We start from the raw sequence: 13,744 nt of genomic DNA, 5'->3' as shown, positions 1-13,744 counted from the left end.
CAATACTCAAGAACAGTGATATTAAAAAGGCGACTCTTACAAATTGAGTCGCCTTTTTTGTTTCAATTTACTCGATAAATTGCCCTATAAATTGCTCTATAGATTAGTAACGCTTCAAAATAATCGCTGCGTTTACGCCACCAAAACCAAAGCCATTACACAGCACGTACTCGACATTTTTTTCACGTGAAACCAATGGGATAAGATCCAAATCGGCCATACTGTCTTCTGGATTTTCAAGGTTTAGCGTCGGAGGCAAGATACCAGATATCAAGGCTTGAGCACTGAAAATCGTTTCTACGCCGCCGGCAGCACCCAGCAAATGGCCTGTTGCGGATTTCGTCGATGAAATCGCTACCTCTGTCACCTTCTCGCCAAACACTCTACGCAAGGCGTTAATCTCTCCACGATCACCCACAGGCGTTGACGTAGCATGCGCATTCACGTAGCCAATTTGATCAGCTGAAATGCCCGCCATAGTCAGAGCCGTTTGCATAGCGCGAGCAGCGCCTTCGCCACTTTCTGGACCTGATGTCAGATGATACGCATCACCACTGGTGCCATAGCCAACGATCTCCGCCAATGGAGTGGCACCGCGAGCCAAAGCATGCTCAAGCGTTTCGAGCACAACAAGGCCGGCACCTTCCCCCATGACAAAGCCTTCACGATCTTTATCAAAAGGGCGAGACGCTTTTTCAGGATCCTCATTTCTCGTAGAAAGCGCCTTCAAGGCACCAAAACCAGCCAAAGACAGAGGATCAATACAGGCTTCCGTACCGCCAGCCAGGGCCACTTTCGCTTCACCCGTACGCAACAGACGCATAGCATCACCAATCGCTTGCACGCCCGCGGCACACGCTGTTACTGGCGTACCTATTGGTCCTTTGAATCCATATTTAATCGAAACGTTACCCGCCGCAAGATTGGCAAGAAAGGCAGGAACCGTAAATGGCGACAAACGTCGTGCACCTTGCTCTATTAATGTCGTGTGCGCTTGAGTAATGGTTGGCAAACCGCCAATCCCCGTTGCAATGATGGTAGCGGTGGCTTCCTGGTCTTCAGCAGTCATTGGTCGCCAGTTGGCCTGTGTTAAGGCTTCTTCGGCAGCAGCAAGAGCAAATAAGGTAAATAGATCAACGCGTTTTCGATCCTTAGGGGACAAATAGTCAGACTCGTTCAAACCATTTTCTTGCTCTGTCTGGCTAGGAACTTGCCCCGCAATGTGCGTATTTAGCCCTTCCGATAAAGTCGTTGGTAATGAGCGAATACCAGATTCACCGCGAATCAACCTATCCCAAACCGAAGCCACGCCTAAACCCAGCGGTGACACCAAACCCATACCAGTAATAACAATTCGTTCTTTAAGCGACATGAGATAACCCTCTTAAGTTTCAGCAGAAAGAAAGTCACCATGCTAGAGTGAGTCTATATATGATCAAGATAATATTTAGAATCCGATTTATAATCGAAGAAAGTGTCAGTCAACGAGGAGGTTTAGTTAACTATGTCTTACACGCCAAGACACAAAGAACAAACTAGACAACGAATATTACAAGCGGCAGCAAAACTATTTTGCTCCCATGGCTTTGATCGCGTCACGCTGAATCAAATTATGAAAAAAGCCAACATGACGCACGGTGCGTTCTATGCGCATTTTTCTGGTAAGAGCAGCTTATATGAAGCGGCCATGCAATTCGCTACCTCCAACGCTTTTTGGGCGAGGGACGACAAACAGACCGAAGGAAAAGAAACCCATATCAAGGCACTAGTGACTCGCTACCTTAGCTGGGGACGAAATGACAAAGAACATCCATCGCCATTGGAGTTTTTAGTCACAGACGCGGCACACAAAGAAGAGAAAGTTCGACAAGCCTACCAAGCGTGTTTTGATAGCCTAGTCGAACGTCTTACTGAGATCCTAAAAAAACGCGGTAACAAAGAAGCCGAAGCGCTAGCGGAAGAGACAGTGGTTTCATTAGTGGGAACCGTCGCTATTGCACGATCGTTTGACAAACCACTGCAAACCGACTTTTTAAAACGCGCCCAAGAACGCATCGTCAATCGACTGAACGGCACAGCAAAGTGTTAACTTAGGAAGTTTCAGTTTGAGTGTTCACTATAGATCATAGTAAACACATTTATTTTTTCACGTGAAACAATCAGATAGAGTGCTTAGGTTTGGCCGTAGAAAGGAAAGGACAAGAAGAGTAACGCTTACTCTTCTTCCCCATTTTCGAGATACCAGTTCATCACATAGGGGGCGAGTTCAGCCCCCGATACAAAGAAGTGACCGTTGAGTAAGGTTTCTCTTTGGTTGTAACGAAAGGGCTTTCCATCCGGTGTGACAAGCATTCCGCCAGCGGCTTCGATGATGGCTTGTTGAGCGGCGGTGTCCCATTCACTGGTTGGGCCACGACGCAGATGCAAATCGGCAATGCCTTCCGCAATTCGACAGCCTTTGATTGAACTGCCTTTTGGCAACTCTCGCACTTGCTCGTAACTTTGCTTTAATTTATTTTTCAGCGAGGCGGGAAGAGCAGGGCCGTGACTTCGGCTTGTCATGGCAATGATAGGTTCGCGTGGTTCGCGAACATTGATGCTTTCGTATTCATCACCTTGCCATTTAAAGGCGCCTACTGGTAAATCTTTCCATGACTGAGTCACACCAAAATAGCCTTCAGTTGTAGTAGGTAAGTACACCACGCCAAGAATCGGCGCGCCGTTTTCAACCAAGGCAATATTAATACTGAATTCGCCATTACGCTTGATGAATTCTTTGGTACCATCTAGAGGGTCGACAATCCATAACATAGGCCATTGAGAGCGCTCTTCGTACGTTACAATGCCTTCTTCGGACAGAACTGGAATAGTAGGCGTCAATGCCTGCAAACCTGCTAGAATAACTCTGTGGGCCGCAAGATCTGCCGCAGTGACAGGACTGTCATCCGTTTTTTGTTCAATCCCTAAATCAGCACGTTGATAAATATCCATGATCGCATCAGCAGCATCGTGTATGATTTTTTGGAGAGCTTGGAAAATTGGGTGTCTACTAACGTCCTGCATAACAGCCTCAAATATGACAACAGAATAGGATCAACGCATTCTTTATGAGTAAACCAGAAAAGCAGTCGGCACCACAAGCCGTTCGTTTAGATAAGTGGCTTTGGGCTGCACGTTTTTATAAAACGCGTTCACTTTGTAAAGACGCAATCGATGGTGGCAAGGTGTCTTATAACGGCAGCAAGGGTAAAGCCAGTCGGAATGTGGAAGTTGGCGCCTTAGTTGGTATACGTCTTGGTTGGGACGAAAAGGTCGTCGAAGTCAAAGCGGTTAGCGAACAGCGCCGTGGTGCGCCAGAGGCTCAACTGTTATATGAAGAAACAGCGGCATCGATCGCAAAAAGAGAAAAACGTGCTCTTGAAAACAAATCCTTCGGCGGCCGAATCATGTCCGACCACAAGCCGAACAAAAAAGAGCGCCGTGATATTAAGCAGCTCAAGAAAGATATCTTTAGCGACATCTAACTAATAGCTCGACGCTCAAGAGAAGGTCAGTAGTGCCCGTTCAACTCCGGCAATAAAGACCTTCTCGATTTTCTAAACAACCCACCAGTTCCAACTCCATTAATACCTGCATCATCAGCCCCGCATCCATTTTGGTATGGCGAATCAAAGCATCAAAATCCATCGCTTGGGCTTCTTGCTCTATTACGGCAATGACAGCTTTCGCATTATCGGATGTAGATTCCGGCAAAGGATTAAATCGGCCTGAAGAAATTCTCGGCGCAATATCAATATGTTGATTGCTACTTTGTGAATAGGGCTTTTTCTCGCTTATTTTCTCGGATAATACCGGTAGCCCAGAGCACTCAGATAAAATATCGTCCACATGACGAACTAGAGTCGCACCCTGTCGAATCAGTTGATGACAGCCCTCAGAATGCGGGTCAATCAAACGGCCGGGGAGAGCAAACACTTCTCGATTCTGCTGCACTGCATAACTGGCACTAATTAGAGAACCGCTCTTTATCGAGGCTTCTGACACTAGCACGCCCATACTTAAGCCACTAATAATTCGATTTCTAGGAGGGAACAGATGCGGCCTAGGACTAGTTGATAGTGGGTATTCACTCACTAATGCACCACCTTGCTCTAGGATTTCATTAAACATCTGGCGGTTATGGTTCGGGTAGCGATGAAATAAGCCCGTCCCCATCACTGCAATAGTCGGTGTGGTTTTGCTTTTTAACGCCCCCTGATGAGCAGCCGTATCAACACCCATTGCACCACCACTGACAACACAAATACCACAATCAGATAATTGTTCGGCAAATTGCAAGGTGATATCTCGCCCATAACGACTGCATTTACGCGCACCAACAATGCCTATTTTTGGCAGTGCCAATATTTCAGGATTACCTTCCACATAAAGAAAAGCGGGGGCAACAGTAATTTCTTTCAGTGCAGCTGGATAGAAGCCATCTTCTTGCAGCACCAAGTGGTGATTGTGACCTTCAAGCCAAGCTAACGATTCATCACGCTTGCCTTCCTGTTCCTTGTTAAGAGTCCCGGCAGAAAAATAAGCCATCGCTTCACGGGCAGTAATCTCTGGCCATTTAAGAGCAATCAGTAAATCATACGTAATTGCCTGAGTAGAACCTGCCTCATCAGATCGGTTGAACAAAGATATAGTGTCCAGTTCATCTGTCGATGAAGGCTGATCCAGTTGACTGAGGTAAGTATAAAGACGTGATAAACGAGATGGTCCTATGCCAGACAAGAAACTCAAGCATAGCCAATCGGTTTTGGACAAACCTGAGGCATTAGAAATCGACATGATAAACAGCTTCCTTGCGAATAAATCTTGAGCATTCCTTGCCCAAACAGTTAACAAAAATATTGAACCAAAAATAAATAGTATTTGGCTATTGAGGCTATTCAATCATATTGGCCAAAAAACCGCCACGAGAAGACTGCTCAATAGCCAGACTTGCGTTACAATAGACAGAATGAAAAGGGTTGGGGAGAACGTCTCCACTCATGAACAAAGACACATCGTTGGAAAAGATCATGGCTGTTTTAACTGTACTTGAATACCCAGACAAACGCTTACGCAAAGTTGCTGAACCTATTACCGAATTCACTGCTGAGCTACAAACTCAAATCGACGACATGTTAGATACCATGTACGACGAAAATGGCTTGGGCTTGGCGGCTACACAAGTGGACTATCATTACCGTCTCGTTGTAATGGATTTCTCTGAAGAACGTAACGAGCCGATCGTTTTTATAAATCCAGAGTTTGAAGTATTAGACGACGAAGCCAACGAATTTCAAGAAGGTTGTTTATCTGTCCCGGGCTTTTACGAGCACATTTATCGTGCAGCTAAAGTGCGCGTCAATGCGTTAGATCGTCACGGCAAAGCTTTCTCATTGGAAGTTGATGAGTTAATGGCCGTTTGTGTGCAACATGAAGTAGATCACCTTGATGGCAAATTGATGGTTGATTACTTGTCGCCATTAAAGCGTAACCGCATTAAAAGCAAACTAGAAAAAGCCCATAAACTGGCTCAGAAACAAGGTTAAGAAGATCACTCTTTTTAACCAAAAGAACATTGATACTCGTATTATAAAATCAGGCTTTGGCCTGATTTTTTGTTAAGGAACCTTTATGTCAACCTCTCCACTTCGTATCGTTTTTGCTGGTACACCAGAATTCGCAGCGGCTAGCTTGCAAGCAGTCTTAGACTCTAAATCAGAAAAGCAATATGACATAGTCGGCGTTTATACTCAGCCAGATCGCCCAGCAGGACGCGGTCAGAAATTGGTTCAAAGCCCTGTGAAGCAACTTGCTATCGCCAACGACATTCCCGTTTATCAACCGCTAAATTTCAAGCTAGAAGAAGACAAGGCACAGCTTGCTGCATTAAATGCTGACATTATGATTGTTGCTGCCTATGGCATCATTCTTCCAAAAGTTGTCTTAGACACACCAAAGCTAGGTTGCATCAATGTTCATGCTTCTTTGCTGCCTCGCTGGCGCGGAGCAGCTCCTATCCATCGTTCGTTGATTGCTGGTGACAGCGAGACTGGCATCACCATTATGCAAATGGATGTGGGCTTAGATACGGGTGACATGCTGTTAAAAGCACACTGCGATATCAAGCCGACAGACACGTCTGCAACACTGCATGATCGCTTAGCGGTTCTGGGTGGTAGCGCATTGATTGAAGCCCTAGAGAAACTGAAAGCAGGCACATTGATTTCAGAGCAGCAAGACGAAAACCTTACTTGCTACGCAGCCAAGTTAACCAAACAAGAAGGTGAGGTGAACTGGGCATCTACGGCAGAATTGATCGAACGTCAAATTCGTGGTCTGTCACCATGGCCTGTAGCCTATACAAATAGCCTTGCAGGAGTGATGAAAATCCATGCCGCATACATTGCCAGCGTTAGCGATGAAGCGTCCAAGCCAGGTGATATCTTAGTCGTTAGCAAAGAGGGCGTTATTGTTGCAACAGGGCAAGGATCTATCTTAATTTCTGAAATCCAATTTGCTGGCGGCAAGCGAATGAAAGTTCAGGACGCACTTAATGGCAAACACAAAACAGCCCTAGAAATTGGGCAACGCCTAGGCCTACACGAGCAAGTAGCATGAATAAAACTAACAGCACACCATCCATCCAGCACAGTGCGCGACAAGTTGCGATAGAGGTCATCACCAACATTTTGCTTCAGCAAGGTTCACTTAGCACTCAGCTTGCTCGACGCCAAGCCGATGTCGCTAGCGAACACATCCCCTTGTTAAAAGAATTATGCTTCGGCGTTTGTCGTCAGTACCCAAAGCTAAACAGTATCGCCTTGCATTTATTGGCTCACCCTTTCGAAGAAAAGGACACAGATCTTTATGCCGCCTTACTTTTAGGTCTTTACCAATTAAGCTATATGAATACGCCAGATCATGCGGCCGTTCATGAAACCGTAGAGTCGTGCCGACTGCTTAAAAAAGACTGGGCAACCAAATTAATAAACGCCGTTTTGCGACGTTACCAACGCGAAGCTGATGAAATTATTATGAACCTTGAGTCAACGCCATCCGTTGAATACAATCAGCCAAAATGGCTACTTAAGCGATTCATTAAACATTGGCCAGAACAGTTTGAAGAAATTGTTGATGCTAGTAACACACATCCACCAATGTGCATTCGAGTTAATGAAAGCCGAGTTTCACGTGAAACATATCAAGAGAAGCTTAACGAATTAGGCATAAAATCCAGCACGGGAGACTTTTCTACCTCAGCTCTGTACCTCAAAAATGCAGTACGAGTTGGAGAGTTACCTAATTTCGAGGAAGGTTTTGTAAGTGTGCAAGATGAAGCGGCCCAATTGTCAGCGCACATTTTGAACCCTAAAGCAGGAGAAAAAATATTAGACGCTTGTGCAGCACCAGGAGGTAAAACCGGACACCTACTAGAAAAAGGCAATAGTATCGACCTAACTGCCGTTGAGCTAGAACCTTGGCGTATGGAGAAAATTGAGTCTAACATTAAGCGCCTAGGCTATAACGCACATTTGATTTGCGCCGATGCTGGTGAAATAGAATCATGGTGGGACGGTGAACATTTCGACAAGATACTGCTAGACGTTCCTTGCTCAGCAACTGGTGTTATTCGTCGGAATCCAGACATCAAAATCAATCGTAAGCCAGCAGATATCGATGAGCTTGTTCTTATTCAGCGAGAAATCCTTAGTAGGGTTTGGACCACGCTAAAATCAGGCGGCTACATGTTATATGCAACCTGTTCTTTAATGCCGGAAGAGAATGAGCAACAGATACAATATCTTCTTGAGAATCAAGCTGACGCAAAAGAAGTTGCGATAAATACCTTAGCGTCTGAATTTAAGTTAGAGTGGGGCATTCCCGTTAGCCACGGTAGACAATTATTCCCAGCCATTGAAGGTCACGATGGTTTCTATTATTGCCTACTCCAGAAATCCTAGCTCCTAGCCGCATATGGGCACAGTCAAGTTATTGAGATAATGAAGGTTTTATTAATAAGTTCAGTAAAATGTTTCACATGGAACACAGTTTACTGAGCTTTTTTCTCTCTGTATCCATGGAAAAATAGAGCCCAATCCTTGAGATTCAAAAAGCATAATGTCCTTACTTATATTTTCGCCATTTGATTACTTTAACACTAGCCAAAAACAATCCTTAAAACCCATCAACAGCTAAGCCATAGAATCAAGAAAATTAATTACGACTATTTAGCAACTTCAAGTTAAATAATGATCTTTATGTGGGTAAACTTGTACAACTGAATTCGAGTAAAAAGTACACTCTGGCAATCAGTCTCGAGCTCACAACAAACAACGCTTTCTCTAAGGTGCATAAAGGCAAACTATGAAAATCATCATAATAGGTGCGGGCCAGGTCGGCGCGACACTTGCTGAAAACTTAGCAAGTGAAGATAACGATATTACCGTCATTGATACAGATCTAACTCGCCTTAGAGAGCTGCAAGACCGTCTCGACATACAAACGGTTGAGGGTAGTGGTTCGCACCCTGATGTATTAAACCAAGCTGGCTGTAATGACGCAGACATGCTGATTGCAGTAAGCAACCAAGACGAAACAAATATGATTGCTTGTCAGGTTGCTCATACGCTATTTAAAACACCAACTAAAATTGGGCGTGTTCGCTCAAGTGCCTATGCTCATTACCCAGAATTGTTTGCTGACGCAGCCATCCCAATGGATGTTCGAATCAGCCCAGAAAAAGAAGTAACGAAACATCTAAGCCGACTTATCCGTTATCCTGGTGCGTTACAAGTAATGGAGTTCGCAGAAGGTAAAGTTCAATTGGTGGTGGTGAAAGCAGAAAAGGGCGGTCCACTCATCGACCAGCCTATAAGCTTTTTGAAAGAACACATGCCGTCCATTCAAACTCGTATAGCAGCCATTTATCGTGATGGTAAATCTATTTCTCCTGACGGCAACACACATATTCACGCCAACGACGAAGTTTTCTTTCTTACCGCTCAACGTGACGTATTGGATGTGATGAGTGAATTGCGTCCTTTGGATGTTCCTTATCGACGCATCATCATCGCTGGCGGCGGTAATATTGGTGAGCGTTTAGCGCAGAGTTTGGAAAAAGAGTACCGCGTTAAAATCATCGAACGGGACCCTGAGCGTTGCCGTTATTTATCTGAGACATTGGACAACACCATAGTGCTCAACGGCGATGCGTCTAAGCAGGAATTACTGCTTGAAGAAAACATCGAATCCACCGATGTATTCTGTGCCTTAACCAATAATGACGAAGCCAACATTATGTCTTCTATGTTGGCAAAAGTACTTGGCGTTCGCACCGTTATGACCATCATCAATAACCCTGCGTACGTCGACATCGTTCAAGAAGGCATGATCGACATTGCGATTTCGCCCCAACAAACCACCATCAGTTCGCTGCTAAGTTATATACGACGTGGAGATGTGGTGAATGTTCACTCGATGCGTAAAGGTGCTGCGGAAGCATTAGAAGCGGTTGCTCATGGCGATTATCGTTCTTCGAAAGTGGTTGGCCGCAGCATTGCCAATTTGAATTTACCTGAAGGGGCGACCATTGGAGCCATCGTTCGTGAAGAAGATTTGATCGTCGCCACCAGTGAGTTAGTAATTCAGGCAGAAGATCACGTCATAATCTTCGTAACCAACAAGAAGCAAATACCCGCTGTGGAGCAACTATTCCAAGTGGGGCTGACTTTCTTCTAGCCGAACTTATAGCGGTAACACTTCAATGGTTATGGCTTTTACAAGACGTTTATGAGAAATACAGTAAAACAGACAAGAGACCGAACAAGGGTTTCATCAGAATTTTAACGCAGACCTGACGACACAAAATTGTCAGGCTCTAGGAAGCAAGTATGCATTTTAGTGTTATTTTACGAGTCATCGGATTATTGGTTATGGTATTCAGTGTGTCACTGATTCCGCCAATCATTGTCTCTTTGATTTATTCTGATGGCGCGCTAAACGCGTTTCTTTATGCGTTAGGCATCAACTTAATCGGCGGCTTTTTACTCTGGTTTCCAGTTCGTAATGAACGTGGCGAATTAAAAATTCGTGATGGTTTCTTAGTAACGGTATTGTTTTGGACGGTATTGGGCTTATTCGGTTCGGTGCCGTTCTTCTTAGCGGAAACACCAGACTTAAGCTTTACCGATGCGCTGTTCGAATCGATTTCAGGACTCACCACCACAGGGGCTACGATTCTCATCGGCATCGATGCTTTGCCTCAGTCTATACTGTTCTATCGACAGCTACTTACTTGGTTAGGCGGTATGGGTATCATCGTATTGGCCGTTGCCATTATGCCAATGCTGGGTATCGGTGGTATGCAGTTGTATCGGGCTGAAACGCCTGGGCCAGTTAAAGACACCAAGCTCACGCCTCGTATTGCCGAAACAGCAAAAGCGCTTTGGTACATTTATGCGACCTTAACCAGCGTTTGTGCTTTGGGTTATTGGATTGCAGGAATGAGCTTATTCGATGCCATTTGCCATAGTTTTTCGACGGTCGCGATAGGCGGTTTCTCAACTCATGATGAGAGTATCGGTTACTTCAATAGTGTCGCTATCGAAATGATTTGTACCTTTTTTATGATTGTCTCAGCATTCAACTTCGCACTGCATTTCTACGCTTGGCGTCACAAAAGTGTATGGCATTATTTTAAAGATCCTGAAGCACGTTTCTTTTTATTGATACTGTCTTGTACGGTTATTTTGTCGACTCTCGTGCTTGCCATGACATCGACTTACGATTGGAGTACATCGATTCGCTATGCGGTATTCGAGAGTGTTTCCATCGCAACGACATCCGGCTTTGGCACATCGGACTTCGCTAGCTGGCCGCATTTCTTGCCTTTCTTATTGATCGTCACCTCGTTTGTCGGTGGCTGTGCCAGTTCGACAGGTGGCGGCATGAAGGTGATTCGTATCCTATTAATCCTCAAACAAGGTATGCGTGAGATCAAACGATTGATTCACCCAAATGCGGTCATTCCGGTTAAGGTTGGCGGTAAGGCAATCAATGAGCGAGTCGTATCTGCAGTATGGGGCTTCTTCTCAGCCTACTTGCTAGTTTACGTGATACTGATGATTGGTCTAATGGCAACAGGATTGGATCAAGTTACGGCTTGGTCTGCCGTTGCAGCAACGCTGAATAACCTAGGTCCGGGCTTAGGCGACGTCGCTTCTAGCTTTACAAATGTCAGTGATCCTGCAAAATGGATGCTGTGTTTTTCTATGTTATTGGGTCGTTTGGAAGTCTTTACCTTGTTGGTATTGTTCACTCCAATGTTTTGGCAAAAATAGAAAGCAATAAATGTTAGAAGGATTAAGACAGTGACACCGGCGATTAACCAACTTAAAAAACAGAAGATTGCGTTTAGTATTCACGAATACGAACATGATCCACAGTGCTCTAATTTTGGAGAAGAGGCGGCAGAAAAACTGAACCTTGATCCTGCTTGCGTGTTCAAAACACTGCTTGTTACCGATGACAAAAACACCTTCGTCACCATTGTTCCAGTAACGGGTACTTTGAATTTAAAACGCGCCGCCAGTGCACTAGGCGTAAAAAAATTGCATATGGCAGACGTTAAAGGTGCCGAGCGCCTTACCGGTTATTTGGTGGGGGGTATCAGCCCAATAGGGCAAAAGAAAAGCCTGGTCACTTGTATCGATGAAAGCGCCCAAGCTTTTGAAAAAATCTATGTTAGCGGAGGACAACGAGGATTAGAGATCGGCCTTGCACCAAACGACCTTAGCCTCGCTTGTCGAAATACCACTTTCGCAGCGATTGGCGAAACAAAATAGCAGCGAAAATTCCACTGCCAATCATATAACTCAATTCAAAAAGGCATTTCTCCCCATGACGCAAATTAAACCTATTATTCTGTTAGACCGAGATGGCGTCATTAACCAAGACTCAGATGCTTATGTGAAATCAGTAGAAGAATGGCTGCCCATTCCAGGCAGTATCAAATCCATCGCTGCACTTTCCAAAGCGGGCTTTAAAGTCTTTGTGGTGACGAACCAATCAGGCATTGCTCGCGGATATTATGACGAAGTCACTCTGCAAGCCATGCATGATAAAATGACAACACTGGTAGAAGCAGAGGGCGGCAAAATAGACGGCATTCAATATTGCCCCCATGGACCTGATGATGACTGCAACTGCCGCAAGCCCAAAAGCGGCATGATTGAAGCGATTGAAGCAGAGCTTGGCTTATCATTTGAAGAGCACCCAGCAATCATGGTCGGAGACTCTCTACGAGACCTTCAGGCAGGAAATGCTCGCGGTTGTGCACCAATATTGGTATTAACAGGAAAGGGGCGTGAGACGCAGTACAAGACGATAGACTTCCCATTCAATGTCTATACTGATCTTGCCGCATTCACCATAGCGACGTTGCACAAATACAGCTAAGCAGAGTAACAAACTCGCAACCAAGAAAACAGCATGTTGGCAAGTATTCACTAACATGCTGTTTCTTTATGTGCCTAACGGCCTCGAGTCATCACAGCCAACCTTTGCCAACTCAAGGTAATTAATACCACCAAAGCTAATAACAGATAAGGAAACGCTGAGGCGCTAAAGGCTTCAAGAATGGGACCAGTTAAAGACGGAGCCACTAGCGCACCCAATCCACAACACACAAAAACATAGCCTGTGCGTTTGCCGTTAAGTGCCATAATGCTGTTGCCAAAGGAAAACAGCATAGGGAAAAAAGCAGAGCAACCCAATCCTAACCACAAGGCGATAAACACCAGCGATACATCAGAGAAAATCATCATCAGGCTTCCAGTTAAACTCACTAGCAGCAAACCGTAAATACCTTGCCCTGGGGTAATAAATCGCAATAAGAATACCGAAAATAAACGTCCTAGAGATAAGCTAACAAAAAACCAGGTCACTAAAATTGCCGCAGTGTTTTGATCCTCTCCAGACAGAACTGCATACGTACTGATCCAACCAGCTATGGTAATTTCAAATCCCACATACAAAAACATGGCTGTCAGAAACGCCAAGAAAGTGGCTTTTTGTTTTGTTTCAGGAACGACTTCACTGGCTCGAACTTCGAAAGTTGGGCTCGGTTGTTTCCATAAAAACAAAGGCAACAACAAAGCGTATATGGCAATCATCCAATAACCCGCGCCATAAGTTTGTCCTGTCGCCCATTGAGCAAAGACCAAAATCAATGGAGCTAACATAGCGCCAGCACTATGGCATAAATGCAAAATGGTCACATAAGAGCCCACTTTATCTTTGTGCAGCCACAGCATCATCATATTGCCACCAGCGTTAGCAGACACTTCTGTGGCGCCAAGCAAGAAAAACAATACCACCAACATCGTCAAACTGGTCGAGAAGGGCACTAACAGCAAACCGACGATCATCAGCAACAGCATGAGAATCAGATAGTGATGACCCTGCCAGCGGTCAAACATTCGGCCTGCCAATAGAGCGCCAAGAATATTGCCGATTGCTCGGGCACTAAACACTATGGATATTTCAGCTACCGAGGCATCGATCAAATCCGCCAAGTAAATCAAACTCGGCCCAAGAACGCCGGCCACCGCACCAACCGCAATAAACATGGCGCAATAAAGCGCAGTACGAGCTATTTCCTTCATCGGGGAAAATCCATTACTGACATTATTTTGAACGATATAAG

13 protein-coding genes are annotated in these 13,744 nt (G+C 45.0%); 9 read left to right on the top strand and 4 right to left on the bottom strand.

The features are described from left to right. Window positions 1-103: 103 nt before the first annotated feature. Window positions 104-1,372: a beta-ketoacyl-ACP synthase II gene (gene fabF / locus JSY38_RS09440; RefSeq protein WP_205113040.1), complete on the bottom strand. Its 1,269-nt coding sequence runs from the start codon at window positions 1,370-1,372 to the stop codon at window positions 104-106. 132 nt (window positions 1,373-1,504) lie between these two features. Between fabF and JSY38_RS09435 the strand changes: the two genes are divergently transcribed. Then, complete coding sequence (locus JSY38_RS09435) at window positions 1,505-2,089, top strand: TetR/AcrR family transcriptional regulator (protein WP_205113039.1); 585 nt, start codon at window positions 1,505-1,507, stop codon at window positions 2,087-2,089. 125 nt (window positions 2,090-2,214) lie between these two features. Here the strand turns inward: JSY38_RS09435 and cysQ are convergent, their stop codons facing one another. After that, the gene (gene cysQ, locus JSY38_RS09430; RefSeq protein WP_205113038.1) at window positions 2,215-3,063 is read right to left on the bottom strand and encodes a 3'(2'),5'-bisphosphate nucleotidase CysQ; all 849 of its coding nucleotides are present in this window, start codon (window positions 3,061-3,063) and stop codon (window positions 2,215-2,217) included. A gap of 44 nt (window positions 3,064-3,107) precedes the next feature. Here cysQ and JSY38_RS09425 point away from each other — a divergent pair, with 44 nt between their 5' ends. Beyond that, window positions 3,108-3,524: an RNA-binding S4 domain-containing protein gene (locus JSY38_RS09425; protein ID WP_114410521.1), complete on the top strand. Its 417-nt coding sequence runs from the start codon at window positions 3,108-3,110 to the stop codon at window positions 3,522-3,524. A 40-nt stretch (window positions 3,525-3,564) separates the two neighbouring features. Here JSY38_RS09425 and dprA read toward each other — a convergent pair whose 3' ends face one another. After that, entirely contained in the window at window positions 3,565-4,836 is a 1,272-nt protein-coding gene (gene dprA / locus JSY38_RS09420; protein WP_205113037.1) for a DNA-processing protein DprA, read from the bottom strand. A 233-nt stretch (window positions 4,837-5,069) separates the two neighbouring features. On the opposite strand from dprA, the gene def reads away from it, so the two are divergent. From def to gmhB, 7 genes are all read left to right on the top strand, one after another. After that, the gene (gene def / locus JSY38_RS09415; protein ID WP_114410519.1) at window positions 5,070-5,585 is read left to right on the top strand and encodes a peptide deformylase; all 516 of its coding nucleotides are present in this window, start codon (window positions 5,070-5,072) and stop codon (window positions 5,583-5,585) included. Window positions 5,586-5,670: 85 nt separating this feature from the next. After that, window positions 5,671-6,657: a methionyl-tRNA formyltransferase gene (fmt, locus tag JSY38_RS09410; RefSeq protein WP_205113036.1), complete on the top strand. Its 987-nt coding sequence runs from the start codon at window positions 5,671-5,673 to the stop codon at window positions 6,655-6,657. Further along, a complete protein-coding gene (gene rsmB, locus JSY38_RS09405; protein ID WP_205113035.1) occupies window positions 6,654-8,000 on the top strand; it encodes a 16S rRNA (cytosine(967)-C(5))-methyltransferase RsmB in 1,347 nt (448 codons plus the stop codon). The genes fmt and rsmB overlap by 4 nt, the downstream gene beginning before the upstream one ends. 403 nt (window positions 8,001-8,403) lie before the next feature. Next, entirely contained in the window at window positions 8,404-9,777 is a 1,374-nt protein-coding gene (gene trkA / locus JSY38_RS09400) for a Trk system potassium transporter TrkA (RefSeq protein ID WP_114410516.1), read from the top strand. A 152-nt stretch (window positions 9,778-9,929) separates the two neighbouring features. Then, window positions 9,930-11,378, top strand: coding sequence for a TrkH family potassium uptake protein (locus JSY38_RS09395; protein ID WP_205113034.1), 1,449 nt, complete (start codon window positions 9,930-9,932; stop codon window positions 11,376-11,378). 30 nt (window positions 11,379-11,408) lie between these two features. Further along, on the top strand, window positions 11,409-11,882 hold the full coding sequence (ybaK, locus tag JSY38_RS09390) for a Cys-tRNA(Pro) deacylase (protein ID WP_114410514.1): 474 nt from the start codon (window positions 11,409-11,411) through the stop codon (window positions 11,880-11,882). A 55-nt stretch (window positions 11,883-11,937) separates the two neighbouring features. Continuing rightward, complete coding sequence (gmhB, locus tag JSY38_RS09385; protein WP_205113033.1) at window positions 11,938-12,495, top strand: D-glycero-beta-D-manno-heptose 1,7-bisphosphate 7-phosphatase; 558 nt, start codon at window positions 11,938-11,940, stop codon at window positions 12,493-12,495. Window positions 12,496-12,569: 74 nt separating this feature from the next. On the opposite strand, the gene JSY38_RS09380 is transcribed toward gmhB, so the two are convergent. After that, the gene (locus JSY38_RS09380; protein ID WP_205113032.1) at window positions 12,570-13,703 is read right to left on the bottom strand and encodes an MFS transporter; all 1,134 of its coding nucleotides are present in this window, start codon (window positions 13,701-13,703) and stop codon (window positions 12,570-12,572) included. Between the last annotated feature and the right edge of the window lie 41 nt (window positions 13,704-13,744).

The sequence above is a fragment of the Marinomonas foliarum genome, from assembly GCF_016906065.1.
GTDB lineage: Bacteria > Pseudomonadota > Gammaproteobacteria > Pseudomonadales > Marinomonadaceae > Marinomonas > Marinomonas foliarum.
Note: the sequence above shows the minus strand (reverse complement) of the source record. Positions and strands in the feature narration are given on the sequence as shown.

Bases quoted from the DNA above. Each gene is read 5' to 3' on its own strand.
- dprA (WP_205113037.1), bottom strand. From the start codon at position 4,836: ATGTCGATTTCTAATGCCTCAGGTTTGTCCAAAACCGATTGGCTATGC.
- JSY38_RS09380 (WP_205113032.1), bottom strand. From the start codon at position 13,703: ATGAAGGAAATAGCTCGTACTGCGCTTTATTGCGCCATGTTTATTGCG.
- cysQ (WP_205113038.1), bottom strand. From the start codon at position 3,063: ATGCAGGACGTTAGTAGACACCCAATTTTCCAAGCTCTCCAAAAAATC.
- rsmB (WP_205113035.1), top strand. From the start codon at position 6,654: ATGAATAAAACTAACAGCACACCATCCATCCAGCACAGTGCGCGACAA.
- def (WP_114410519.1), top strand. From the start codon at position 5,070: ATGGCTGTTTTAACTGTACTTGAATACCCAGACAAACGCTTACGCAAA.
- gmhB (WP_205113033.1), top strand. From the start codon at position 11,938: ATGACGCAAATTAAACCTATTATTCTGTTAGACCGAGATGGCGTCATT.
- JSY38_RS09435 (WP_205113039.1), top strand. From the start codon at position 1,505: ATGTCTTACACGCCAAGACACAAAGAACAAACTAGACAACGAATATTA.
- trkA (WP_114410516.1), top strand. From the start codon at position 8,404: ATGAAAATCATCATAATAGGTGCGGGCCAGGTCGGCGCGACACTTGCT.
- fabF (WP_205113040.1), bottom strand. From the start codon at position 1,372: ATGTCGCTTAAAGAACGAATTGTTATTACTGGTATGGGTTTGGTGTCA.
- fmt (WP_205113036.1), top strand. From the start codon at position 5,671: ATGTCAACCTCTCCACTTCGTATCGTTTTTGCTGGTACACCAGAATTC.
- JSY38_RS09425 (WP_114410521.1), top strand. From the start codon at position 3,108: ATGAGTAAACCAGAAAAGCAGTCGGCACCACAAGCCGTTCGTTTAGAT.
- JSY38_RS09395 (WP_205113034.1), top strand. From the start codon at position 9,930: ATGCATTTTAGTGTTATTTTACGAGTCATCGGATTATTGGTTATGGTA.